General features: G+C 48.6%; 24 protein-coding genes. 3 read left to right on the plus strand and 21 right to left on the minus strand.

Going from position 1 to position 24603, the window contains the following annotated elements:
- Nucleotides 1–5: 5 nt before the first annotated feature.
- Together sucD and sucC are read right to left on the minus strand one after the other, a co-directional pair.
- On the minus strand, nt 6–947 hold the full coding sequence (sucD, locus tag M3661_RS16520; protein ID WP_044358057.1) for a succinate--CoA ligase subunit alpha: 942 nt from the start codon (nt 945–947) through the stop codon (nt 6–8).
- Nucleotides 948–972: 25 nt separating this feature from the next.
- Nucleotides 973–2133, minus strand: coding sequence for an ADP-forming succinate--CoA ligase subunit beta (sucC, locus tag M3661_RS16525; RefSeq protein ID WP_065291900.1), 1161 nt, complete (start codon nt 2131–2133; stop codon nt 973–975).
- Nucleotides 2134–2683: 550 nt separating this feature from the next.
- Here sucC and M3661_RS16530 point away from each other — a divergent pair.
- Nucleotides 2684–4231, plus strand: a complete 1548-nt coding sequence (locus M3661_RS16530) for a YifB family Mg chelatase-like AAA ATPase (protein ID WP_065291901.1) — start codon at nt 2684–2686, stop codon at nt 4229–4231.
- A gap of 9 nt (nt 4232–4240) precedes the next feature.
- Here M3661_RS16530 and M3661_RS16535 read toward each other — a convergent pair whose 3' ends face one another.
- The 19 genes from M3661_RS16535 to M3661_RS16625 all read right to left on the minus strand — a co-directional run bounded on the left by M3661_RS16535 (nt 4241) and on the right by M3661_RS16625 (nt 22111).
- Nucleotides 4241–4609: a YraN family protein gene (locus M3661_RS16535; protein ID WP_251486757.1), complete on the minus strand. Its 369-nt coding sequence runs from the start codon at nt 4607–4609 to the stop codon at nt 4241–4243.
- A gap of 100 nt (nt 4610–4709) precedes the next feature.
- Complete coding sequence (locus M3661_RS16540; RefSeq protein ID WP_251486974.1) at nt 4710–5024, minus strand: EscU/YscU/HrcU family type III secretion system export apparatus switch protein; 315 nt, start codon at nt 5022–5024, stop codon at nt 4710–4712.
- A gap of 113 nt (nt 5025–5137) precedes the next feature.
- The gene (locus M3661_RS16545; protein WP_251486760.1) at nt 5138–7162 is read right to left on the minus strand and encodes a DNA ligase; all 2025 of its coding nucleotides are present in this window, start codon (nt 7160–7162) and stop codon (nt 5138–5140) included.
- Between the two features lie 139 nt (nt 7163–7301).
- On the minus strand, nt 7302–7961 hold the full coding sequence (locus M3661_RS16550) for a ribonuclease HII (RefSeq protein WP_065291904.1): 660 nt from the start codon (nt 7959–7961) through the stop codon (nt 7302–7304).
- A gap of 143 nt (nt 7962–8104) precedes the next feature.
- On the minus strand, nt 8105–8983 hold the full coding sequence (gene ylqF, locus M3661_RS16555) for a ribosome biogenesis GTPase YlqF (protein WP_028531209.1): 879 nt from the start codon (nt 8981–8983) through the stop codon (nt 8105–8107).
- 32 nt (nt 8984–9015) lie between these two features.
- Complete coding sequence (gene lepB, locus M3661_RS16560; protein WP_065291906.1) at nt 9016–9642, minus strand: signal peptidase I; 627 nt, start codon at nt 9640–9642, stop codon at nt 9016–9018.
- 121 nt (nt 9643–9763) lie between these two features.
- Nucleotides 9764–10105 carry a 50S ribosomal protein L19 gene (gene rplS / locus M3661_RS16565; RefSeq protein ID WP_005551919.1) on the minus strand — a complete coding sequence of 114 codons (342 nt, stop codon included), beginning with the start codon at nt 10103–10105 and terminating at the stop codon, nt 9764–9766.
- Between the two features lie 140 nt (nt 10106–10245).
- Nucleotides 10246–12087: a hypothetical protein gene (locus M3661_RS16570; RefSeq protein ID WP_251486763.1), complete on the minus strand. Its 1842-nt coding sequence runs from the start codon at nt 12085–12087 to the stop codon at nt 10246–10248.
- A 173-nt stretch (nt 12088–12260) separates the two neighbouring features.
- Nucleotides 12261–12842: an RNA 2',3'-cyclic phosphodiesterase gene (gene thpR / locus M3661_RS16575; protein ID WP_251486766.1), complete on the minus strand. Its 582-nt coding sequence runs from the start codon at nt 12840–12842 to the stop codon at nt 12261–12263.
- 239 nt (nt 12843–13081) lie between these two features.
- Nucleotides 13082–13882: a tRNA (guanosine(37)-N1)-methyltransferase TrmD gene (gene trmD / locus M3661_RS16580; protein WP_251486769.1), complete on the minus strand. Its 801-nt coding sequence runs from the start codon at nt 13880–13882 to the stop codon at nt 13082–13084.
- A 1-nt stretch (nt 13883) separates the two neighbouring features.
- On the minus strand, nt 13884–14402 hold the full coding sequence (rimM, locus tag M3661_RS16585) for a ribosome maturation factor RimM (protein ID WP_251486772.1): 519 nt from the start codon (nt 14400–14402) through the stop codon (nt 13884–13886).
- Nucleotides 14403–14556: 154 nt separating this feature from the next.
- A complete protein-coding gene (locus M3661_RS16590; RefSeq protein WP_005551913.1) occupies nt 14557–14787 on the minus strand; it encodes a KH domain-containing protein in 231 nt (76 codons plus the stop codon).
- Nucleotides 14788–14810: 23 nt separating this feature from the next.
- Nucleotides 14811–15083, minus strand: coding sequence for a 30S ribosomal protein S16 (gene rpsP / locus M3661_RS16595; RefSeq protein ID WP_021256578.1), 273 nt, complete (start codon nt 15081–15083; stop codon nt 14811–14813).
- A 69-nt stretch (nt 15084–15152) separates the two neighbouring features.
- Entirely contained in the window at nt 15153–16535 is a 1383-nt protein-coding gene (gene ffh / locus M3661_RS16600; RefSeq protein ID WP_021256579.1) for a signal recognition particle protein, read from the minus strand.
- 19 nt (nt 16536–16554) lie between these two features.
- A complete protein-coding gene (locus M3661_RS16605; protein ID WP_021256580.1) occupies nt 16555–16914 on the minus strand; it encodes a putative DNA-binding protein in 360 nt (119 codons plus the stop codon).
- A 152-nt stretch (nt 16915–17066) separates the two neighbouring features.
- Entirely contained in the window at nt 17067–17702 is a 636-nt protein-coding gene (gene trhA, locus M3661_RS16610; RefSeq protein WP_251486775.1) for a PAQR family membrane homeostasis protein TrhA, read from the minus strand.
- Between the two features lie 561 nt (nt 17703–18263).
- Nucleotides 18264–19220: a GNAT family N-acetyltransferase gene (locus M3661_RS16615; protein ID WP_094183116.1), complete on the minus strand. Its 957-nt coding sequence runs from the start codon at nt 19218–19220 to the stop codon at nt 18264–18266.
- A 111-nt stretch (nt 19221–19331) separates the two neighbouring features.
- Complete coding sequence (locus tag M3661_RS16620) at nt 19332–20699, minus strand: (Fe-S)-binding protein (protein WP_065290324.1); 1368 nt, start codon at nt 20697–20699, stop codon at nt 19332–19334.
- Nucleotides 20696–22111 (minus strand): FAD-binding oxidoreductase, encoded by a 1416-nt coding sequence (locus M3661_RS16625; protein ID WP_044353481.1) that lies wholly within the window; start codon nt 22109–22111, stop codon nt 20696–20698. Before M3661_RS16625 ends, M3661_RS16620 begins: the two co-directional genes overlap by 4 nt.
- A gap of 215 nt (nt 22112–22326) precedes the next feature.
- On the opposite strand from M3661_RS16625, the gene M3661_RS16630 reads away from it, so the two are divergent.
- Both M3661_RS16630 and M3661_RS16635 read left to right on the plus strand, forming a co-directional pair.
- Nucleotides 22327–23013, plus strand: coding sequence for a FadR/GntR family transcriptional regulator (locus tag M3661_RS16630; RefSeq protein WP_251486778.1), 687 nt, complete (start codon nt 22327–22329; stop codon nt 23011–23013).
- Between the two features lie 405 nt (nt 23014–23418).
- Nucleotides 23419–24588 (plus strand): MFS transporter, encoded by a 1170-nt coding sequence (locus M3661_RS16635; protein WP_251486781.1) that lies wholly within the window; start codon nt 23419–23421, stop codon nt 24586–24588.
- The last annotated feature ends 15 nt before the right edge of the window (nt 24589–24603 follow it).

Consider the following 24603-nt stretch of genomic DNA (forward strand, 5'->3'; position numbering starts at 1 on the left):
GAATATTAGGAATTCACAACATGCGTCGTGCAGGACTCAAGAATCCCACGCTCTTCAAGTACAGCAACAAGCGTGCTGCCCATTTCCGAAGGAGTAGGCGCAACTCTTACACCACAAGCCTCCAGCGTAGCAATCTTCTCAGCAGCAGTTCCCTTGCCTCCTGAAATAATGGCGCCTGCGTGACCCATACGTTTGCCTGCAGGTGCTGTCGCTCCGCCTATGAAACCTACTACCGGCTTCTTCATGTTATCACGAATCCACTCTGCTGCTTCTTCTTCAGCTGTACCACCGATCTCACCGATCATGATAACAGCATGTGTATCTGGATCTTCATTGAACAGGTGCAAGATATCAATGAATTCAGAGCCTTTAACCGGGTCACCGCCAATGCCAACTGCAGTAGATTGGCCGATGCCGCGCGTTGTTAATTGATGAACAGCCTCATATGTGAGTGTTCCACTTCGGGATACGACGCCTACATGACCTGGTGCATGAATATATCCCGGCATAATACCGATCTTGCATTGTCCTGGTGTGATGACACCTGGGCAGTTCGGACCGATAAGACGTGTGCGCTTGCCTTCCATGTAGCGCTTAACCTTGACCATATCCAATACAGGAATACCCTCTGTAATACAGATAACCAGATCTAGATCGGCATCTACTGCTTCCATAATCGCATCTGCTGCAAATGCTGGCGGCACATAAATAACACTCGCTGTTGCGTCTGTTGCATTCTTAGCTTCCACTACCGTATTGTAAACAGGAAGTGTAACCACTTCACCGTTATCAAGCGTAATGTCAACCGTAGTTCCGCCTTTGCCAGGGACAGCGCCTGCCACCATCTGTGAGCCATACTCAAGCCCGCCCTTTGTATGGAACATGCCTGTAGCACCCGTCATATTTTGTGTAATAATCTTGGTATGTTTATCAATTAAGATACTCATTGACTCTCATCCTCTCGTCCGTGAATTATTGAACCAAAGCGACAATTTTCTGCGCACCGTCTGCCATCGAATCGGCTGCAACAATGTTCAATCCGGATTCATTCAGAATGCGCTTGCCGATCTCCACGTTCGTACCTTCCAGACGGACGACGAGCGGCCGATCAAGACCAATTTGCTTCGCAGCTTCGACAACACCGTTTGCAATGACATCACAACGCATAATACCGCCGAAGATATTTACAAATATGCCTTTTACATTTTCATCTGACAAAATGATCTTGAATGCTTCTGTTACTTTCTCCGTTGTAGCGCCGCCCCCTACATCTAGGAAGTTAGCCGGCTCTCCACCGTAATATTTAATGATATCCATCGTGGACATCGCAAGACCTGCACCGTTAACCATACAGCCGATGTTGCCGTCGAGGGCGATATAGCTCAAATCGAACTTGGAAGCTTCGATTTCCTTCTCGTCTTCTTCATCCAAATCGCGCAGCGCTTGAATGTCCTTATGGCGATACAGTGCATTGGAGTCAAAGTTCAGCTTCGCATCCAAAGCCATTACTTCACCTTCACCTGTTATAACCAGTGGGTTGATTTCTGCAATCGAGCAATCCTTCTCAACGAATGCTTGGTACAGGGCAACCATAAATTTAACAGCCTTGCTGACCAGCTCAGCAGGAATATTGATTGCATATGCGAGCTTGCGCGCTTGGAAGACTTGCAGACCGACCGCAGGATCGATAACTTCCTTCACGATCTTCTCCGGTGTTGCTGCAGCAACCTCTTCAATTTCCGTGCCGCCTTCTTCAGACGCCATCATCACGACGCGACCTGTACCACGATCAACAACTACACCAATGTAATATTCCTTCTTAATGTCGCAGCCCTGTTCAATCAACAGACGCTTTACTTCCTTGCCTTCCGGACCTGTTTGATGCGTCACGAGCACTTTGCCAAGCAATTCCGTCGCATATGTACGCACGTCATCTAAGCTCTTCGCTATCTTCACTCCGCCCGCTTTACCACGGCCGCCTGCATGAATTTGCGCCTTGACGACAACAATGGGAGTGCCCAATTCTTCAGCTGCCTGGACGGCTTCATCCACCGTAAAAGCAACCTTCCCTTCTGGAACAGCAACGCCATATTGCTTCAATACACTTTTGCCTTGATACTCATGAATATTCATCGTGCATCCCCCTATCCGATCGTTAGCCTCATGGGCTTATTCCGATTCGAAGCCGAGGTTGTAGGGCAGAAGCATAATGAGTTAGCTCCTGTTACTACACCTCGCGGCGCGTCCGTGAAATTGGGGAACCGCTTCCGCCGCTTCGCCACCGCTACTCACAATAACGGAAAATATATACAATCCGAACACATTGTATCATGATTTTAAAACGCTTTCCTCTCATTTTCGTCAAGAACGTACATTTTTTTGATATTGATATCATCTCATTTTGAGATTAATAGGGAACAACTCTTCGATATCGCCGCCAAAATTGACGTAAGTACTGCCTACAGCTATAATAATTATTACCTGCACCTAATCTGCTTGCAAGAAGCCTATTCCAATATATTAGGTAGATTAAGGGGATTAGTAGATTGAGGAGATTGCAATTACGAATTTTTTGATAAATGCTATCGTAGACGCTATAGTTATATAACGAGTGTAGATAAGGAAGCACCTTTCCCTCGTATTCCAGTTTTCGGCTGAGAATAACGATTGAGAGGTGTTTTTTGTGTACGGAAATTTATGGGGTGCTTCTGTGTACGGCGTAGAAGGAAGACTCATTCATGTGGAAATTGATATTTCGCCCGGTCTGCCTCAGGTGACGATTGTTGGCCTCCCCGATGCCGCCATTCGCGAATCCATTGAACGAGTGCGAGCCGCTGTTCGGAACTGCGGCTGGAAGTTCCCACTAGAGCGGATCACGATTAATTTGGCACCTGCTGATCTGCGCAAGGAAGGGACATCATTCGACATCGCCATGGCGATAGGACTGTTATGTACGAGCGGACAGATTCCAAACCAGCCATTTGAGGAGATGCTCCTCATTGGAGAGCTGGCACTCGATGGTTCTACCCGTGCGGTTCCAGGCGTGCTGTCTCTTGTTGACGAAGCGCGCCGAAGAAAGTTCACCCGTGTTATGGTTCCTGCAGACAATGTTGCTGAAGCATTGCTAGTAGAAGGAATCCAAGTATTCCCGCTCCGCCATCTAAGTGAGCTGCGGGATATCCACAATGTAGATGATATGCCGATTGCTTCACGAGAAGCGAGAAATAGTGATAGTAGTGAAATGAAAAAGGAAGAAACAGTAGCAAGGAATTTAGAGGATTACACTGACGTAAACGGTCAACTGCATGTCAAACGTGCGTTAATCGTTGCAGCAGCAGGGATGCATAATGTACTGCTGAGCGGCCCTCCGGGCACCGGCAAGACAATGCTTATCAAGAGACTTCCTACAATCTTACCGCCTATGAATGAAGCTGAAGCTCTCGAGGTATCCAAGATCTATAGTGTATCGGGGAAATGGAGCCACTATGGTACAGGTCTTATGATGACGCGCCCCTTCCGCTCCCCCCATCATTCCATCACTGCTGCTGGACTTATTGGTGGAGGTGCGATCCCGAAACCAGGTGAAATCAGCTTGGCTCACCGCGGTGTCCTCTTTTTGGATGAGCTGCCCGAGTTCCCGCGCCAAGTGCTTGAAGTGCTCCGCCAACCACTTGAAGAACGAAGCGTTACCATCGGTAGAGCACGCGCCGTCTTCCGTTTCCCTGCTCACGTCATGCTGGCCGCCTCCATGAATCCATGTCCTTGTGGATATGCCGGTTCCCGTACAGAAGAATGTCGTTGTTCACATGGACGACTTGAGCAATATCGAAGCAAGCTGTCAGGCCCCCTGCTCGATCGGATTGATGTTCAGGTTGAAGTACCTCGTTCCCCTATTTCCGATTGGTCCAGCAACAATCTAAGCTCCGAGGAAATGCGCAAACAGGTCATGCGAGCACAACGGGTACAAGCTAAGCGCTATGAAGGACTGAATATCCAATTCAACAGCGAGCTCTCAGGCTCTTATTTGAAGACATATTGCTGCTTGTCGGACAGCGCGAAGAATATGCTGCAGCAGGCTTATGATCAGCTAGGCATGAGTGCACGAGCACATGATCGCCTCTTGAAGCTATCCCGAACGATCGCGGATATCGAAGGAAGTGAAGTTATCGAGGTTGCACACGTAGCGGAAGCGATCCAGTACCGTACATTGGACAAGCGGAATCATGCCTGAATGAACGGATTAGAATGCTCCCTGAAATAGTTCAATGTCGGGTGGAGTTCCAAGATCAGTCGAGTAGGTAATCGCAACTGCATCGAAGCGTATAGGAACCTCATCTAAGCGATGTCGATGCATATATGCCGTTGCCACTGCTCGCACCTTGCGCTGCTTGCGCCAATCGATTGCCTCTGCCGCACCGCCATAACGCAATCCCGCGGTGCGGCTTCTAACCTCGACAAACACCCACACATCGCCATCGTTCGCAACAATGTCAATCTCACCTAACTTACAACGCCAATTCATATCAATAATGCGGTAGCCTCTACGTTCTAAATAAACAATCGCAAGCTGCTCTGCCTCTGTTCCCCGCGCACGACGATTAAGCTTCATCGGCACACTCCTCTTCCGGCTACCTGACTTAAGAGGCGGAGTACCTGCATCAGTTGATGACATCTGTTGATTGTTCCTATGTGATGCCTTCCCATAATGTTTACGTTCCACGATTGATCCACCCCTTATCCGCTCGCTGATCCGCTTTATATACAAAGGAGAGCACCTCTGCAACCAATTGATAGAGTGCAGGTGGGATTTGCTGATCGATATCTAGTTTAGACAATACTTCAACTAAGGAAGCGTCCTCTTGAATAGGGACTCCGCTCTCCTTCGCCTTTTCGAGAATGCGATCAGCTATTTGACCATGTCCCTTTGCTACGACAACTGGGGCTTCCCCTTGTTCGGGATTATAAGTAAGTGCAACTGCCTTTTTGCGTGGTGTGGCGCCACCTGCCTTCGCAGACGATTGCATCTCCTCTCTTACACCGTGACGTGCCTCTTGCTGATTCCAATAACTCGTTCCCGAGTTAGGTGGTGGCTGTACAGGTTCAACGGAAGCTGGTCGAGGGATAGACGGTTTGTTATTCATATCTTCATGTCCACCCCCTTGTAAGGCTTCGCGGCATAATCGTCCATGCTGATTTCTGGAGATGGCACTGACGCCGCATCAGAACGCTTCTCAGGGAGCGGTAATGTTCGGAAAGCGGACAGCTGGTAACCGATTTGCTCCAGTGCTTCTTCCGCTTCATCACGCAACCCATCCATCCATTCACCAAGCTGTTCATCAGCATGATGGATATGCAACGCAACCGCATTATCTACAACTTGAACATCTACGAGCGTACGCCCGAGCACCTTCATATTCAAATCGAACCAGAGTCGGCAATTGCCCGCATCAAGCTCTCCTCGCTTGCTCTGACGGGATTGAATGTGAACAGCCGCAGTTTGCTTGCCTTCCGGCGTTACAAGCGGGACAAACAATGTAATATGGGAGAATGGAGCTTGGCGATCAGACGCGAGCAGCAGCTGTTGGCCGGTGACATGCTGTACAAGCTGTTGGGCTGCCTCACGGAGTGCATGCGGGACTCCATCAGCTTGCAGCAATTGAAGGAGGGCACTCTTCAGCGACTCTCCAACTGCCGCTCCCTGCTGTGTTGCACTGGCTGTCAGGTGGTTCATATCCAGCTGTGCCATCCCTGATACAACTGGTGCCACTGCCGTCCCTGCCTTCGCTGCTGCCCCGTTAGACATTACTTCTTGAGAAGGAGAAGGTGCACTACGCCCCGTTCCTCCATTCATAACAGATGCTTTGTCCGCTGCTGCATCATCCGCAGCCAATGCTGAAGCATGCACAGTTGCCGCTGCAGACTGTGCGGGAGTCCCGAATTGCGGTGCTGTGTTTCCGCTGCCGCTTCCCATTAGTCCACTACTTCCTGATGCGCTTGAGTTGCCTGATGCTGCAGCAGTGCTACCACCGCCGCCAACAGCAGGCTGTCCATTTTCACCCACTGTCTGCTGCGGCTGCTGAGACGTCAGCTCCATGACTGCAGCTCGATGAGCCTGCTGTTCATGCGACACGCCGAGCAATTGAAGGACTTTACCAATCCATGCACCACTCTGAACCATCGGTTGAGGAGAAGATGATGTTCCAGAAGCTCCAGCAGTCCCTGAAGCACCGTTTCCGCCAAAATTGCCGTTCTGAAGGGAGATAGATCGTACTTGTTCTCCATTTTGGACACCTCTGCCCGCAGCTGATGTCGAATCCATACTCGTGCCGCTAGTACTCCTATTAAGTGTCTCAGGCATAGGAGAGGCAGAAGACTGACCACTAGAAGCACTTGTGGCGCCACCATTCGCACTTGCAGCCGCCCCCGCTCCTCCGTTAGCCTGCTGACCTGATGTTTGCAGTCCCTCTGCAAGCAGTGCACGTATGAGTGTTTGTGCCTCACGCAGCGGTTGTGTCCACAGTGTACCTGCATTGCCAGTATTGGCCCCGCTGCTGCCAAGCGAGCCGCTGCCCAAGACCAGAGACTCATCCCCAGCGCGCATAAATCCTGCAAGCATATCCGTCAGCGGCTTGCCGAACAGTGCTTGCCGCAGACCACTTAATGTATCTGCTGTGAGCGGCAATTGCCGACGAAGCGCAAGACCTGCTGCTTGCATCCATTCCGATGCTGCCACTCCAGGAGGTTTCGAGGCCATCGCTTGGCTTAGCTTGGCTGCAAGCTCCTTCGTTAGCGGCAAACCAGCCCGCTGTAAATCTTGCAGTAAGCGGCGTGCCCATGCTTCATCCGGCAATCCGGATTGCTTAAGCGCTTCTTCCATTGATGGCAATGTGCCGACAGAAGGGCCCTCTGTCTGCTTCAATATAACCAATCCATCCGACTGCTGTCCCTGTACCTGCATCCACGTCGTTTGCCCTGGCTGCATCGGCGCATCCAGCACTGCACGTACAGGAACACCATTTACTGATACGACGGCCTCGCGCCCGTTTTCAGACAGTTCCGTTACAGTCGCACGAACGACCTGGCCCGTTTTTAGTTCCAATGAACGCTGCTCGCCGGGTCTCGCCTCCCCAGCCAAACTTCGTACCAATTGTGATATATTCATGTCCATCCCACGTCCTCTGCAAATAGCTATCTTATATATCGGCATAGAGCAGACGAATAATGAGTATTTATCCGCACCTATCGTTCACTAGAACAGAAAACAGAATAATAGATAATTACTTACCGTTTATCAGATGGTGCTAGAACAGCGTCAACTGCTCCTCTTCAGGAAATAAGGAGGACAAGAAGCTCTTGCGATGCATCGGCGTTGGCCCATGAAGGAGCAGCTGTTCCCGATGCAGCTTCGTTCCATACCCTTTATGAACGGCTATGCCATACTCTGGATATCGGTCATTCCATTCGCCAATGCATAGACGGTCACGCGTTACCTTAGCGACGATCGAAGCAGCTGCGATCGATTGACTATTGGCATCACCTTTAATAATCGCCTCTTGTGCATATGGCAAATCTATCTTCTCCGCATCGACCAACAGCACTTCAGGCTGAGTCACCAACCCTTCAACTGCTTCTTTCATAGCACGACGAGCCGCCTGCTTAATATTAATCTGATCGATAGTAGCGGCATCTACATGTGCAACTGACCATGCTATCGCTTCTGCTATAATAATGTCATACAGCTCATTCCGCTTCTTCTCCGACAGCTTCTTCGAATCATTGATCCCATCAATAATAAGACCTTGCGGCAATATGACAGCTGCTGCAACAACATCACCAAATAGACAGCCGCGGCCGACCTCATCAATACCTGCGATATGCTGAACGCTGCGTTCCCAATATTCTCGTTCCCAAATTAATAAGTCAACGGGCTCTGCTGTTGCCTCCTGCTTCTTTCTCCCCATGCGAACATGATCCTCCCCAACCTGTCTTTACTTCACTGCCATATTAGTAACGGCTGTACCTAAAGAAATAGCGCCGTACACCACTCCGGCGTTTACGGCGCTATCCTCATACTCCAAACATCCTACCTATATCTACCGAACAGCTATTTCACCATAAATGAATAAGGCTCTTCGAACGTAAGACGCCCCAACTTGCCAGAGCGCAGCTCTCGCAAAATAATGCCAGATGCCTTCTCTAAGTCGACTCTTCCGCCACCCATTAAGCACCCGCGCTTGCGTCCAATGTCCTCCATCAAACGCACAACTTCATCTGGATTGTCCACATCTATGACTTCGTCCGTCATGCCGAACCGCTCAGACAGTCGATCCCAGTAATGGGATGCAACATATTTCAGCGCGTAAAACGCGATATCTTCCACATTCAATATTTCTTCGCGAATTGCTCCGGTTGTCGCCAATCGGTAACCTACTTCCTGATCCTCGAACTTAGGCCACAAAATCCCTGGTGTATCGAGCAGTTCCATTTCGGAGCCTACACGAATCCATTGCTGACCCTTAGTGACGCCAGGACGATCGCCAGTTGCAGCTACCGATCTACCAGCCAGCTTGTTGATAAGTGTAGACTTCCCTACGTTTGGAATTCCAACAATCAATGCACGTACTGGACGCGGCTTCATTCCCTTTGCAATTTGTTTCTGGAACTTCTCTTCGAGCAACTTGCGCGCTGCCTCCGGAATCTGCGATACATTGCTTCCTGTTGACGCATCGACAGCAATTACAGCGTGACCTTCATTGCGGAAATATTTCATCCACTTCGCCGTTACGTCTGGATCTGCAAGATCGCTTTTGTTCAGAATAATAAGGCGCGGCTTATTGCTGAGTATATCGTTAATCATTGGATTGCGGCTCGACACAGGCAGGCGCGCGTCCAACAGTTCGATCGCTACATCTATCAGTTTTAACTTCTCCTGGATCTGACGTCGCGCTCGCGTCATATGACCCGGAAACCATTGGATTGACATCGCTATCCACCTCCTTGGCAGCCGTAACTCAACTAATGATGTTGAATCAACTTAACATGCGAGATTGGCCAGAAGATGACGTCTGCGCGTCCAATGACATCTCTCAACGGAATAAATCCGAGCATGCGGCTATCGGTACTGTTGCTCCGATGGTCACCCATGACGAAGATATGTCCTTCTGGAACTTTGTTCGGCTGAGTCGAATCACTTGGGAAATTACGGTCATTATATAACATATCATTTTTATGAGCTTGATCTATTGCTTCTTGTATGTACGTCTCTTCTACCTTCTTGCCGTTAACGTACAAATCATCACCGCGATATTCGATCGTATCACCGGCAACACCAATTACACGCTTAATTAAATCGCGGTTCTCTTGTGGAACGTGAAATACAACAACTTCTCCTGTCTTAGGCTGTCTGAACTCATACAAGATCTTATTCACGATGAGCCTCTCACCCGTCCAGAAGTTAGGTTCCATCGAAGGACCATCAACTATAAACGGAGCGAACAGCAACCATCTTACGACAACGACAAGGACAACAGCTATCGCAATCGCTTTAATCCATTCCAACAATTCGTTTTTCTTCGGGCTGGCCGGCTTTTCAGCCGTTTCTTCCGGCGTATTCGGTTCCATCAATTGGTCGTTTTGATCCATTCGCTGTGCCCCGCTTTCTCCTAGGATGCGTATTTGAAGTTCACGTCATGCGCATTGCGCACTCCAATCCATACAAATAGCAAAAGGGAGCTTGCAGTCAAGCAAGCCCCCCGGTTGTTCCTTAACGGATTTCTTTGATTCTCGCTGCTTTACCGCGAAGATTGCGAAGATAGTACAGCTTCGCACGACGCACTTTACCACGGCGAGCCACTTCGATTTTATCGATTTTCGGAGTATGAAGCGGGAACGTACGCTCAACACCTACACCGTAGGAAATTTTACGAACAGTAAACGTTTCACTGATTCCGCCACCACGACGCTTAATAACAACACCTTCGAACAACTGGATACGCTCGCGAGATCCCTCGATAACTTTAACATAAACCTTCAAAGTATCGCCGGGACGAAAGCTTGGAATATCCTTGCGAAGCTGTTCTTGCGTAATCGCTTGTACGATATTCATCTAGGACTCCCTCCTTCCACACAGGTGTTCTTGCATCTCAGCATGCCTAGTGCATTCGCCTCATCGTATGCAGAGGACCACCGTATTCCAAACAACGAAATTAATTGTAGCATATGAACGAATAGAACACAAGCGCCTTTTCAAGGCACGGCTTCTTTCCAATAATCATAGGCATGCACCGCATAACCGGTATAAGAATGGTGATCTGCAAGCATCTCTGGAAGCTTGTCCAACTGCTTCAGCATTTCTTCAGCACCCTTCTCATAAAAAGAAACATGCGCGCCTTCAAAACTCTCCTTCATTTCCACTGCAACTACGAGACGTTTACCTAACCGATCCGCCATCTGCATCTCCTGCTTCACCACAGCAACAATTCCATTGCTGCCCCCAGCCATATTACGGAACGCCATCAATGTCACATGATCCATACGCCCTATCATCCATTCACTAACCGACAGTTCCGACTTCCCCGGAATAAAGGTTCGATCCAACCACACTGCGAGATCGACACTAGTCTCAAGCTGAGAATCAGCCTTGGTCGATTCGACAAAAAACGCCATATTGTCTACCCACTGTACAATGACCTCGTCCTTATCACTGCGCCATTGCGGAAGTACATAAGGCTCTACATCCAAATGAATGCCATAGAAGCGCTCTTCAGGCGCGGCAGCGCGATTGTAGCGTTTGACATAATCAACGAGCTTCGATATCCGCTGCCGATTCTCTGTTAACGCCCATCCAGGGTGTCCACCCATAGCATGCATCTCGATTCCAGCTTCATGCGCCTTCTTCACAAATTCACGGTACGCTTCAAACGGTTGCTGAAGATCCAAGCGAACATACAAAAAGTTGATTCCCTTTTCCTTCGCAAATGCAATGATGTCATCAGGCTGATTTATCGCTAACTCTGCTTGCCATACATAGGTTCCAATGATGGTTCCTGTACGATCAATTGGTGGCGGCATCGGGACTGTAATCTCCCCTGGATCAGGATTCGGATCTGGTTTTGGATCTGGTTTTGGATCTGGTTTTGGATCTGGTTTTGGATCTGGTTTTGGATCTGGGTCAGGCTTTGGCCCTGGGGGATCCCCTGGTTGACCATCTCTCTCCAGCATATGATTCCAGTAACGATAATCATGGATGGCAACTCCTGTGAAGGAGGAATGATGCCGCAGCCGCTCCTGAACCTGATTCAACACCGACTCCATTTCCTGCACACCCGCATCATAGAAGGTAGTGTGAGCTTCCTTCATTGGCTTCGTGTTGACCCCAATCCATATCGGTGTCCCGACACGGTCAGCGATCTCTATTTCATTCTGGACAAGCTCCAAAATTCCGTTCCCGCCTTCTATCTGCTGACGGTACGCCATTAACGTTACATGATCGAAACGGCGAATGATCCATTCCGACAACGATGTCTCTTGTGCATCTGGAACCGTGATCGAGTCAAACCATACCGGCATGTCGACGCTGAGCTCTAAATCGCTGCGGCTCTTGACAGCATTTAGCCAATCGCTCATATTCGCCGTCCAAGAGCGAATGATCGATGGCTGATCATCTTCCCAATCTGGAAGCACGTAGGGCTCAACATCCAAATGCAGCCCCTTGAAACGCTCGTCCGCAGCAGAATGCTGATTATAAGCGCTAACCCACTCTGTCAGCTTCAACATCTTGTCCCGATATTCACGCAAAGCCCATAAGGGATGCCCTGCCAAGCCATGCACTTCAACTCCTGCTTGACCTGCCTGCTTCAGAAAGCGCCGATATGATGCTTCTGGAATCGTCATATCCACATGCAGATACATCACATTAATGCGATTCTTTTTGGCAAAAGCAATCAGTTGTTCCGATTCTGTCTCTATTCTCTCCGCCTGCCATATCCACGTCGCCTTTCGCGTATCCTCTGGCTTTGAAAAACCGACCAAAAGCATGGTCGTAATCAGAAGCAGCAGCGTTCCGATACGCGAAGCATATCTCTCCACGATATCCCTCCATTCACAATTTATATTGCTTTTTCAACCATTTTCGACATGCTCAAAATGGTGACTCCATTATAAATGTGTAAGATTGGAAAATATACGTGAGGATAGACCTGTTTTTCAAGACGTCGTATTAACGAGGCCTGACCCAATGATTGCAGCACATGTACATTAGACTATCCTTGACCCAGAGTAAAAGTATGCAAACGCTCATACATAGGACTTTGATTCATATGTGTCTGGAACAGCACGATCTCTTCACCCGTCCATTGATTCGGAGGAAGTGGTTCGCTGTTCATGGTGAAGGGATGACCTTCCCCTCCGCGATACTTGCGGGCCAGCGTAATATGCGGGCGATAAGGGCGTTCCTCCGGTTCGAATCCTAAAGGCGAAGTAGCGGCTGTAACGCTATGGTGCAATTGTCGCAGTTTGTCGATTGCCCCTCCTAGACCAGCCCATAGAACACGGGGCGCTTCTTTTGTCCCAAAGCTTCCCACGCCATCGAATTGTAGATCAATTGGAGCGGCCCCTCTGGACACCTCTTTCAATACATGTACAATCCGCTCAATAACATGCTCATCTACCGCCCCAAGGAATTGGAGCGTAATATGAAGATCCTGCGGGTGTGCCCATTTCGCAAATTGCCAGCGCTGCTTCCCTGCTGTGCACCACTCTTCCAATACTTGAACAGCAGATTTCGGCAGCGGCATCGCAATAAACAACCGCAATCCATTCTTACGAATCTCACTTTTACTCATAACTTTGCCTCACTTCATTGGAATTCATGATGTCCCATGTTACATGCGACCTATGAACAATATTGTCCCCATTATTTATTTTTTTCGTAAACAACAGTTATGCAAATTGGGCTTATACGCGTAACGAATGAATCCAATAAAAAAAGACTGAGATTTTATGTCCATCGTACATAGAATCTCAGTCATTTATGGTGGAGCAGTCTATTCACCAATCCACTCATTGAACCGGTTAGCTCTCATTAAGCGTTGCTTCGCTCGGCATCACTTTTCAAGCGTTGTACTATTTTCAGGTCGTCCTTACTCAGCTCCACATGCTCCAGCAAATCAGGACGCCGTTCCAGCGTCCGCTTCAGAGCCTGTTCGCGTCTCCATATCTCTATATTGGCATGATGGCCACTGATGAGTACATCAGGAACCTTCCAATCGCGGAACTGTGCTGGACGGGTATAATGCGGATATTCAAGCAGTCCTGTACTGAACGAATCCGTTACCGCAGACATCTTATTGCCCAGCACGCCAGGAAGCAGACGAACAACAGAATCAACCACGGTCATTGCGGGCAATTCACCGCCTGTCAATACATAGTCCCCTATAGATAGTTCATCCGTCACCAAGTGCTCGCGAATGCGCTCATCATATCCTTCATAATGGCCGCACACGAATATTAAATGGGACTCCTGTGAAAGCTCCTCTGCTTTCTTCTGCGTGAAACGCTCTCCTTGCGGGCACATTAAAATAACGCGTGGTTTCGCAGCTTTATCGTGACTACCCATCGGTTCTGCTATTCTTGAAGCCCGCTCTTCGGCTGCCTTCACCATTAAGTCTTCGACCGCCGCAAAGATCGGCTGCGGTTTTAGCACCATACCACCGCCACCGCCATACGGATAATCGTCAACAGTTTGATGCTTATTATCAGAATAATCGCGGAAGTTGACCGTGTTAATAACAACATGTCCATTCTCACGCGCTTTCCCTAATATACTGGATCCGAATACCCCTTCGCACATCTCTGGGAAAAGGGTCAACACATCGATACGCATATTAAATAAGTCCTTCCATAATATGAACCGTTACAACCTTCTCCTGCACATCAACCGTAAGCACAACTTCATCAATGACCGGAATCAAGATTGATTTTCCTTTCGCAGGCTTCACAACCCAGACATCATTCGCGCCTGGAGACAATATCTCGTCAATGATTCCAAGCTCTTCGCCTTCGTCTGTCACGACTTTACAACCAATAATCTCATGGTAGTAATATTCGTCTTCATCGAGCTCATCCAGCTGCTCTTCGCTTACTTTCAGCATCCAACCTTTATATTTCTCAACCTCATTGATATTGTCGAATTGCACAAATTTAATGATGTACATATTTTTATGTAAACGCGACCGCTCAACGGTAACGGATACACTGTTATTGGAGTTCGGTTGCTGCAGAACTAACTCGCTCTTTTGAGCGAAGCGTTCCTCCGGGAAATCTGTTGTCGGGATAATTTTCACTTCACCCCGAATGCCGTGCGTATTGACCAATTTGCCGACATTAAACATTCTTTGAGCCATGACTTATCCTCCTGCCGTTGGTAATCACCATTCATTCAATCTATCGTAAATATTCGGAGGCCCAACCTGCGAATATCTTCTTTCTAGTGTAACACATTCAGCCTCATGCATACGAAAAAGGGCTAGGATTTCATCCTAACCCTCTTGCGTGCAATTATGAAATAATGTCCACGGCAACTCGTTTTGGAACTTTAACAGCTGCCGACGTGACGACCGTGCGAAGCGCCTTAGCGATACGACCTTGCTTCCCGATAACCATTCCGACATCGTCAGGATGAACGTGAAGCTCATACACGATGACATGGTCCTTCTCCACGACGTCCACACGGACCTCCTCCGGATGATCGACCAAAGCGCGTGCAATTACTGACACTAACTCTTCCATTCGCGACCCTCCGAACGGTTAGATTATTTCTGGTGTTTCAGTTCATGGAACTTTTTCATTACGCCAGCTTGGCTGAGCAAGTTGCGAACCGTGTCAGATGCTTGAGCACCAGTTTGCAACCATTTCAAAGCTTTTTCCTCGTCGATGTTAACGACTGCTGGTTGTGCTACCGGATTGTAATGACCGATTTCCTCGATAAAACGACCGTCACGCGGGGAACGGGAATCGGATACAACTACACGATAGAATGGTGCTTTATGAGCACCCATGCGTTTCAAACGGATACGTACTGCCACGAAATTCACCTCCTTAACGGAATTCGAATAATCAATCGAGCGAGTATAAAAACTGCGCTCGTCTATGCATTAACGGAAAGGAAATCTCATTCCTTTACCAGCCTTGCCTGCTTTACTCTTCAAGTTCTTCATCATCTTAGGGCCTTTCGGACCCATCATGTCGGAGAACTGTTTCATCATCCGGCGCATCTCATCAAATTGCTTGATAAGACGGTTCACATCAGCCAACTGAGTTCCGCTGCCCGCTGCAATCCGCTTACGACGGCTGTGATTAATTAGATCTGGATCTTGGCGTTCTTCGTTCGTCATCGAACGGACAATCGCTTCGATTCGACCCATTTGACGCTCATCCACCTTCAGGTTCGCATTTTGCTTCACCTTATTCATCCCTGGAATCATATCCAGAATCTGATCGATAGGACCGAGCTTCTTTACTTGTTGCATCTGCTCAAGGAAATCATCGAATGTGAAAGCTGCGTTGCGCATCTTCATTTCCATTTCCTTGGCTTTCTCTGTGTCGATGTTCATTTGCGCCTTCTCGATCAAGGAGAGCATGTCCCCCATGCCGAGAATCCGTGATGCCATCCGCTCTGGATGGAACGGTTCAAGCGCGTCCATCTTCTCACCGAGTGTAGCGAATTTGATTGGGCAACCCGTAACTGCCTTAACAGACAAGGCTGCACCACCACGTGTATCGCCATCGAGCTTGGTCAGCACAACACCAGTAAGCTCAAGCTGTTGGTTGAAGCTCTCTGCAACGTTGACCGCATCTTGACCAGTCATCGCGTCAACGACGAGCAGCACTTCATCTGGCTTCGCTGTAGCATGAACTTGCTTCAGCTCTTCCATCAATGCTTCATCGATATGCAGGCGACCTGCAGTATCGATAATGACATAATCAAGGTTATTCTCCTTCGCATGCTCCAAACCGCGACGAGCGATTTCTACCGGACTCACTTGGTCACCAAGTGCAAATACCGGAACCTTAATCTGCTCGCCAACCACTTGAAGCTGCTTAATCGCAGCTGGTCGATAAATATCGGCAGCGACAAGAAGCGGCTTATGATTCTGCTTCTGCAGCATCTTCGCAAGCTTGCCTGAAGTAGTCGTCTTACCAGCACCTTGGAGACCGACCATCATAATGACAGTTGGCGGCTTGTTGGCCTTGGCCAGCTTCGCAGCTGTACCACCCATCAATTCCGTCAATTCCTTATTGACGATGTCGATAATGACCATGCCCGGTGTGAAGCTATTCATCACTTCCTGACCAACGGCCTTCTCTTTCACCTTGCCAATGAATTCCTTAACGACCTTGAAGTTAACATCCGCTTCGAGCAGCGCCAGGCGTACCTCGCGCATCGCTTCGTTGACGTCATCTTCACCAACCTTGCCTTTGCCGCGCAGCTTGCTGAATACATTCTGTAATCGGTTCGTTAATCCTTCAAATGCCATATTATCTCACCCCGTTCCCTTAATCCAACGCCTGCAGTTCACGGACAATCGTCTGCAGTTCCGCGCGCTGCGGGTCGGGTATGCTATCCATATCGTCCATTGCACGTTGCAGCGCCATTACGATCTCTGTCCGACGTTCGAACTTCGACAGCAAGCCGAGCTTGCTCTCATAAGATTCGAGCGTCTGCTCCGCCCGCTTAATATGTTCATACACCGCTTGGCGGCTGATACCGAATTCGGCTGCAATCTCGCCTAGTGAAAAATCATCTTGAAAGTAACATTTCAGGAACGTCTGCTGCTTCTCTGTGAGCAGTGGTTCATAGAAGTCGAACAGCATATTAATTCGGTTCGTCTTAGCCAGTACCTGTTCCTCGTTCATACGGGCCACTCCTTTCGTAAAGGAAAAACACTTTACAGCCCATCGACGTTTCTTATCATACCTAAATCACAACTCCATGTCAAGGGTTGAACCTTAACATGGTGTAATTATTTTTTGAGACCCAGATCTCAGTGTTTCTTCCTGCCTTCTAACTAGATTACATAGCGGTAGATACATACAAAGTGCAGGACAGAGCCGGCTAATACGAACAGATGCCAAATTGCATGATGATAAGGAAGCCGGTGCCACACAAAGAATGGGATGCCTGTCGTATAGCATACTCCCCCAATCACCAGCAGCATAACACCTTCAAAAGGGATCGCCTGCACCAAGCTGTCCCATACCGTTATCATCAGCCACCCCATAATTGCATAGGCAATCGTAGAGAACCACATATGACGTCCTGTATAGAATGCTTTGTATATAATTCCTGCAATCGCAGTCCCCCATATTAATCCTAGCAGCTGTTGGCTGAACTCATCATGCAGCACGACGAGCAGGAAGGGAGTGTACGTTCCCGCAATAAATAAGTAGATTGCCATATGATCAAGGATTGTAAATCTGTACTTCGATCTGCCCTCCGGCAAGCCGTGCATAATCGTCGAGGTAGTAAACATCATAATCAACGTAATCCCATATATTGAAGCTCCGATGATATGCGCCGACGTCCCGCGCTGCCACGCGGCACTGATAAGCACGCTTAATGCCCACACACTGAACAATAATCCAACTGCGTGGGTAATTACGCTTGCCCACTCCTCACTGGATATATTACGGCTCCACTTCATAGTCATCCCTCCCCGCGGCATTCCTAGCTGCCTGCTGTGCATACGCCCATATTTCACGGCGGATCACATTATATGCACATCAGATAGTGTCGGTGAGAAGGAAGGACTTAAGCGAGTTTACCTATTTTATTTGCGCTGACTCTTCATAAATCGAATGCTTTTTCTTGTATCATTTAAATACTGAACGGCGGCATCATATTGATTGGACGCCACATAAATGAACAATACGTCAATAATGTGCAGCTGCACAAGCCGCGAAGAAGAAGCTGCCCTGCCTGCTTGGAATTGGCTAGAAATAAAGAGTGAGAAAGGGAGAAGAGCCCGCAAGGATTACGTAATATGTCACATTTATCATCCCATTATAGACAAAAACCCCAGCACGTATGGTTCTGCCGGGGTTCCTTATCGTTGTTCCAAAGACTTACTCAACCTCGTTCTGAGCAAAGTTGATCTAGTGGAGGCTCAAGGATCAAAGATTCTTATCCATATCTTTCAATCCGTCTTCCACGCGTTTCATTGTTCACCGCACTATCGTTCGGTTCGTCGTTTTGAACTCACAATTTACAGGGCCTTGCTCATAAGGTCATAGCTCTTCCACGTATGGAATCCAAGCTTCGCATAGAAGTCGACCAGTTCCGTCCAGTCAATGACTAGCTGGCGCATGCCGCGCTGCTGCAATTCAGCGATTCCCGCCTTGACCAGACCAAGACCGTATCCCTTGCCGCGATACTGATCATCAACACCAAGCGGCCCAATACCGCCAAGCGGCTCTTCGAACAATGGCGCCCAATACGTATTCTGCGCAATCAGCGGAGAATGCTCGTCATTGACCCGGCAGAAGCCGATCATTTCACTGCCTTGGAACAATCCTATGAATTCTCTTCCCTGTCCTCCGCGTTCCCAATAGCATTGTGCCTCATACAGCCATCTGCCCGGAAAGCAGCGACGGAAAAATGTCAACATTTCTTCCTCGTCCTCAGGCGTGAGCAACTTCACGATCGCTCCATCTGCAAATTCTGGAGTCACTATCAGATCGGTCTCATCTGAGGACAGCATGTCGCTAACCTCATAGAGCTGCTTGAATCCTCTCTTCTCTAGCCATTGACGGTGCATTGACAACGCTTTTGGGAGGCCCGGAACATAATGCCACGGATCACGTCCGATGAATACTTGAGACGCGCCAGCTTCACGCAATGCCTCTTCAGCCCGTCCGAGCAATTCAGAACCTATCCCCTTCCCCCTTGCTTCGGAACGAACGACAAGTGCCTGAATCCAGCCTCCTCCTTCTCCTAGCTTCATCTCGCGCTCTGTTTCCTGCCATTTCTTCGCGATGATAAATCCTAGAAGTCTGCCATCTGAATCTTGGGCGATCCAGGAGCCAGGCAAGTAAACGTTTACATCTCGAAAACTATTTTGCACGAACAGCTGTTGTCTCATTGGGAACAGGTCGCCCAGTTCACGGTTCCACAACTCGCACATCGGCTCCGCCCATGCTTCATTAAGTGGAATGACGTTCACATTTAACCCCTCCTACGATGAAGTCAATCGTCCCCGCCAATTGACTACATGGATGTCTGTTAGTATGTTATTAAAATATAATTACAAGATTATTATAGGTAATCTGAAATATTACTTCAACATCTTTTCCGCAAAATAGTCTACGACGTGCATGACCTTCACTTGCTCAGCTACGCCATCCCGTTCTACGCCTACCTTCATTTGCATTAAGCAGCCCGGGTTGCTTGTCAGGATAATCGAAGCCTGTGTCTCGCGAACAGCATCCATCTTCCGATCAACAATCGAGTTAGCCATGTCTGGCTGTACAATGTTGTAAATACCAGCGGATCCACAGCATACATCCGCGCCTTCCAGCTCTTTGTATCGGATGCCAGGAATGCGGCGAATAAGCTGTCTTGGCCCATTGGAAGCCCGCATAACGTTCCGCAAATGGCAGGAATCCTGATAGGTTACCGTTTCAGATGGTTCGGATGATTCAGCAGTCCCACAGTTGCCTTGCGGCATTACCGGAAGATTGCTCCAACGCTGTGAACGCATAAGCAAGTCACTGATATCCTTCACTTGCTTTGCGAATTTCTTAGCCGGCTCCACCCATTCCGACTCTTCTTTCAGCAAATGATCATACTCTACAAGCAACGCTCCACATCCGCCTGCATTAGAGGCAATATAATCAACACCCGCATCACGGAACGCCTCAATATTTTGCTTCGCCAAATCCCTAGCTGTAGCCGTATCACTTCCGCCATGAGCGAACAAAGCTCCACAGCAGCCTTGGGATTCCGGAATGATGACATCATAGCCGGATTCGGTTAGCAATCGGATTGTATTCACATTCGTTTCAGTGAACAAGACGTCCATAATACACCCACGGAATAACCCTACTGTGCCGAGCTTTTCGCCTTTGGCCAGGAAGTGACGGCCACCAGCCCGCTTCACTACACCTTGGCTGTCCGCTTCAGGCAGGATGCGCTCCATCATTTGCATTTGTGGAGGAAGCCAGCGTAGCAAGTTCTTCTTCCGTGCAAAACCCTGCAATCCCGAACGCTGATACGTTTGCAGAAGCTTACTCATCCGCAACAGACGATTGTGCTTCATAAATACAGGGCGCGCGATGCGATTCAATCCCTTAACCGCAACCGGCGGCTTATTGTGCGCATGCATGGCTTCTTTCGTCTGCTCAAGCAGCTGACCGTATTTCACATCCGACGGACATACAGGCTCGCAGGCTCTACAGCCCAAGCACAAGTTCATCTGTTTCTGGAAAGATTCATCCGGTTCCATAATGCCATCTGCTACTGCCTTCATGAGTGCAATTCGTCCACGAGGGGAAGCAGCTTCCAATCCAGTCTCTTGATAAGTCGGGCAAGTCGGCTGACAAAATCCACAGCGCATACAGTTCATCAACTGCTCATAATCGAGCGTCTTCACGAGTTCTTTCTGCAGCGGATTGTTTGTCTTCTCTAGTTGTTGTTGACTCATCGGGAAACCACCAACCTTTTGCGAGCAGCCTTAGCAAATATCTTGCCTGGATTCATAATTCCATTCGGATCGAACACTTGCTTAATGCCTTTCATCACGTCGATGCCTGTAGATCCAACCTTCCATTCAAGATATGGAGCCTTCACCGTTCCAACTCCGTGCTCACCGGTAATCGTGCCGCCCAAGCGAATCGCTTCCTCGAAAATGTCCGCGAACGCTTGCTCAACACGGTGGATCTCATCCTCATTCCGTGCATCTGTCGGGCAGGTTGGATGAAGATTGCCGTCTCCCGCATGACCGAACGTACAAATATTCACCCCATATTGCTCTGCAATACGATTGATGGCCAGTACCATTTCCGCAATCTTCGAGCGCGGTACGGTCGCATCCTCCAAAATTGTCGTTGGGCGAATACGCGCCAATGTGGACAATGCGCTGCGGCGTGCCTTCATCAGCTGTTCAGCCTCAATTTCATCCTTCGCAGTCTGAACGCGATCTGCACCTTCCTCACTGCATATCTTCGCAATCGCTTCCATATCGCGCATGACAACGTTCTCATCTTGACCGTCCTGTTCAATAAGCAGAACTGCCTGCATGTCTGTTGGAAGCCCTATATGATTATACTCCTCAACCACGCGAATCGTCGGCTGATCCATGAATTCAAGTGTGGCTGGGATGATGCCAGCGCCTACAATCCGTGACACGCTGCGGGCAGCAGCATAAATATCTTTATAGGATACGAGCATTGTCTTGCGGATACCTGGTGCGGGCAGCAGCTTAACCGTTGCCTCTGTAATCAACGCAAGCGTTCCTTCGGAGCCTACTAACAGCTTCGTTAAATCGTAGCCTGCTACATCCTTGTACAACTTGCCTCCCGTGCGGATCACTTCGCCATTCGGCAGTACCGCCTCGAGTGCAATCACATAATCCTTCGTCGTTCCGTATTTCAAACCGCGCAGGCCGCCGGCCCCTTCCATGATATTGCCGCCCAAGGTTGAGATGGACATGCTGCTAGGGTCAGGCGGATAGAACAGTCCACGCTTCTCCACTTCCCGATGGAACGTCTTCGTGTTCAAGCCAGGCTGGAAGGTTGCCGTAAGGTTCTCGGTGTCCATTTCAATGAGCTTATTCATACGAGTCATGGCTACGACGATTCCCCCTGCTACAGGGACAGTTCCGCCACACAGGTTGCTTGCAGCGCCCCTAGGAACAATGGGAATACGGTATTCGTTCGCCGTGCGCAAGATCTCCTGCACGTCTGCTGTCGATTCCGGATATACAACAGCATCAGGCAGAGACTGCATCATCGGTGTAGCATCATAAGAATGCGTGACCAAGCTCTCCTTATCATCGCGATACCGCTCTGGCCCAAGCAGCTTGAGCAGTCGCTCGCGTGCTTCAATCGTTATCATGAATGAACTCCTCCTTGGTCTCTTGGATACGAGTCAACATCTGAAGTGAACGATTCAACAGTCTTCTCCACATCTGCTGAATTGTTCAGGTCATCTGATGACTTTTAGCATATTATAACGTATGATTGAGACAAATGTCACTCGATTTCGAAAAATAATTTTATAATATTTATTATTTTTGATTTAATATTTCAGAGAGAGGGGTTCACAGCAACATGACCGAATTTCGATTAAAAAAGGGCTCGGAGCTCATTCAAGAACATTTACTAGAGCAGCTGCGTGGAGGAATTTATATGCCCGGCGACAAGCTGCCTTCTGTCGAAGCACTTGCTCAACAATATGCAGTAGGTCGTTCTACCATACGCGAGGCCCTTAGCGCACTTAAGGCGATGGGTTGGCTTGATATCCGTCACGGTGGCGGAACCTTTGTACGTAAGTATGAGCAAACACCATCTGAACAGCTGCAAGGATGGCTTACCGATGTGGAGTCTGTGAAGTCACTGATAGAGGTTCGTAAGATGATAGAGGTTGGATCAGCTGGACTCGCAGCCAAAAGACGTACATCCGCTGATTTGCAGGCTATGGCTACGTGTCTGCATCGTATGGAGAAGCATCTGGAGGATGAAGAAGCTAGTCAGCATGATGACTTCCTGTTCCATGTTCTGCTGGCTGAGGCCAGTCACAATGAAGTGCTTATTCCGATGCTGCAAATGTTCCATCAGAAATGTGCTGAGCATATGGGCGAGACTAGACGCATGTGGTTGTTCGGAGAGCGTTCCTCCACCACTCAGCTTCTGGAAGAGCATCGGCGAATCTACGAGGCAATTGACGCGCAGGATGACAAACTCGCGTCTCACCGCATGCTCGAGCATTTATCCAAAATCGAAGCACGACTGGATTGAAGGCAAGAGGGCGGTATAATCATATTGCCATACGCAATCAGCTACACAGCCATGCTAGTGAACAGTAAGCGATGAAGCACATTACATATTCAGTGATGGGCGCATTCGAGTTTAACAAGGAGCGTTTAGCAAAGTAAAGGTATTTGGCATTTTGAAAGCATCGAAGGACATCAAGATGTTATTGAAAGCGACCTTCCATCATAAGAGAAACAAAGCGGAATGATGAGAGCTTCAATTCATCCAGTCTAGTATTATTATTTTTTTAAAATAGTTATTAAAAAGAAAGATCATCCATGCTATAATGTTAAAATTATGAAATTGCATAGGATGTGAGACGCATTGAATCGTTCGTTCTACTCGCTTCTATCCAGCAGATCCTTCGCTAATCTCGCAGGGGCTCTGTACATGATGACATTGATTGCAGCAGTCTACCAAATGACGGATTCAGCTGCCTTTGCCGGAGCCGTGTCCTTTGTCCGTTCAATGGCGATACTGGCGAGCAGCTTCATGCTGCCAATCTGGTACCGCCGCATGAGTATCGCTCATGTTACGCGATTGTTTTTGCTTTTGCAATTCGCATTATCAGCCGTTGTCGCATTCTCTATATCGCCACTTGCATCAATGTTATCGACAACACAGTTTCTCGCCTATTCTTTCTGTGCCATAGTTGGTATCGGATACGTAGAAGGCTGTGCTTCTGCAGCGGCAAACGCCTTATATCCCCGCCTAGTTGAAGAGGATAAGAGAGTTCACGCCAATAGCCTTGTTTCGACCAGTATGCAAATGCTGTCTCTGCTTGGATGGACTATGGGGGGAATTCTCGTCGCTAAGCTTGGACATTCCCTTGTTCTTCAATTGTCTGCAGGCCTTCTCTTTCTTGGTTGTCTCTGTATCTTGCGATTGTCGCACAATCAAGAATCAAGTGTAGGCGCAGATAAGAAATCTCATTCCATTATGGCCGGCTGGACGTACCTGTTCACACATCCGAAGCTGCGCGTTATTACGTGGATGGACATCTTGGAGGGAGTTGCAGGCGGAATATGGATTGGCGGTGTGACACTCGTCTTTGCGCAAGAGGTGCTTCATAAGGATGAAGCCTGGTGGGGATATATTAATGCTGCCTATTACGCGGGAACGATTCTCGGCGGACTCCTTACACTGAAACTGTCTGCACGCATTCATAAACATCTAGTCGGCACAATTCTGATCGGATCATTTGGAGTTAGCTTACTCGTATACGGATATGCATGGAATACGCAAGCATTTGTCGCTTTAGCTATCGTAGTTCTGATGGGTCCATTTTATCAGCTGCGAGATATTGCCCAGCGTACCTATGTGCAGCACATCACCCCACTTGATGAGCAGCCGCATGTATTTGCCGCTCAGAGCACCATCTCATACATATTGTTCGGAGTTTCCGTACTGTTCGCCGGAACAATCTCCGATATTTGGGGAGCACAGGCCGTATATATCGTTGGCGGCACGATGTATCTGCTGTCTTCCGTTACAGGATTTTTATTGCGTCGCAAGCAAGGAGCTTCAATCTCGGAGGACAATCCCCCTTACTCCACCTGACTCGCAAAAAAATGC

This window comes from Paenibacillus sp. MER 180 (assembly GCF_023713665.1).
GTDB lineage: Bacteria > Bacillota > Bacilli > Paenibacillales > Paenibacillaceae > Paenibacillus_B > Paenibacillus_B suaedae.

Coding starts and splice junctions, on each gene's coding strand:
- sucD (WP_044358057.1), bottom strand. CDS start 947: ATGAGTATCTTAATTGATAAACATACCAAGATTATTACACAAAATATG.
- sucC (WP_065291900.1), bottom strand. CDS start 2,133: ATGAATATTCATGAGTATCAAGGCAAAAGTGTATTGAAGCAATATGGC.
- M3661_RS16535 (WP_251486757.1), bottom strand. CDS start 4,609: ATGAAGCTTAATCGTCGTGCGCGGGGAACAGAGGCAGAGCAGCTTGCG.
- M3661_RS16540 (WP_251486974.1), bottom strand. CDS start 5,024: ATGCAATCGTCTGCGAAGGCAGGTGGCGCCACACCACGCAAAAAGGCA.
- M3661_RS16545 (WP_251486760.1), bottom strand. CDS start 7,162: ATGAATATATCACAATTGGTACGAAGTTTGGCTGGGGAGGCGAGACCC.
- M3661_RS16550 (WP_065291904.1), bottom strand. CDS start 7,961: ATGGGGAGAAAGAAGCAGGAGGCAACAGCAGAGCCCGTTGACTTATTA.
- ylqF (WP_028531209.1), bottom strand. CDS start 8,983: ATGTCAATCCAATGGTTTCCGGGTCATATGACGCGAGCGCGACGTCAG.
- lepB (WP_065291906.1), bottom strand. CDS start 9,642: ATGGATCAAAACGACCAATTGATGGAACCGAATACGCCGGAAGAAACG.
- rplS (WP_005551919.1), bottom strand. CDS start 10,105: ATGAATATCGTACAAGCGATTACGCAAGAACAGCTTCGCAAGGATATT.
- thpR (WP_251486766.1), bottom strand. CDS start 12,842: ATGAGTAAAAGTGAGATTCGTAAGAATGGATTGCGGTTGTTTATTGCG.
- trmD (WP_251486769.1), bottom strand. CDS start 13,882: ATGCGTATCGATGTGTTGACCCTTTTCCCAGAGATGTGCGAAGGGGTA.
- rimM (WP_251486772.1), bottom strand. CDS start 14,402: ATGGCTCAAAGAATGTTTAATGTCGGCAAATTGGTCAATACGCACGGC.
- M3661_RS16590 (WP_005551913.1), bottom strand. CDS start 14,787: ATGGAAGAGTTAGTGTCAGTAATTGCACGCGCTTTGGTCGATCATCCG.
- ffh (WP_021256579.1), bottom strand. CDS start 16,535: ATGGCATTTGAAGGATTAACGAACCGATTACAGAATGTATTCAGCAAG.
- M3661_RS16605 (WP_021256580.1), bottom strand. CDS start 16,914: ATGAACGAGGAACAGGTACTGGCTAAGACGAACCGAATTAATATGCTG.
- trhA (WP_251486775.1), bottom strand. CDS start 17,702: ATGAAGTGGAGCCGTAATATATCCAGTGAGGAGTGGGCAAGCGTAATT.
- M3661_RS16620 (WP_065290324.1), bottom strand. CDS start 20,699: ATGAGTCAACAACAACTAGAGAAGACAAACAATCCGCTGCAGAAAGAA.
- M3661_RS16625 (WP_044353481.1), bottom strand. CDS start 22,111: ATGATAACGATTGAAGCACGCGAGCGACTGCTCAAGCTGCTTGGGCCA.
- M3661_RS16630 (WP_251486778.1), top strand. CDS start 22,327: ATGACCGAATTTCGATTAAAAAAGGGCTCGGAGCTCATTCAAGAACAT.
- M3661_RS16635 (WP_251486781.1), top strand. CDS start 23,419: ATGATGACATTGATTGCAGCAGTCTACCAAATGACGGATTCAGCTGCC.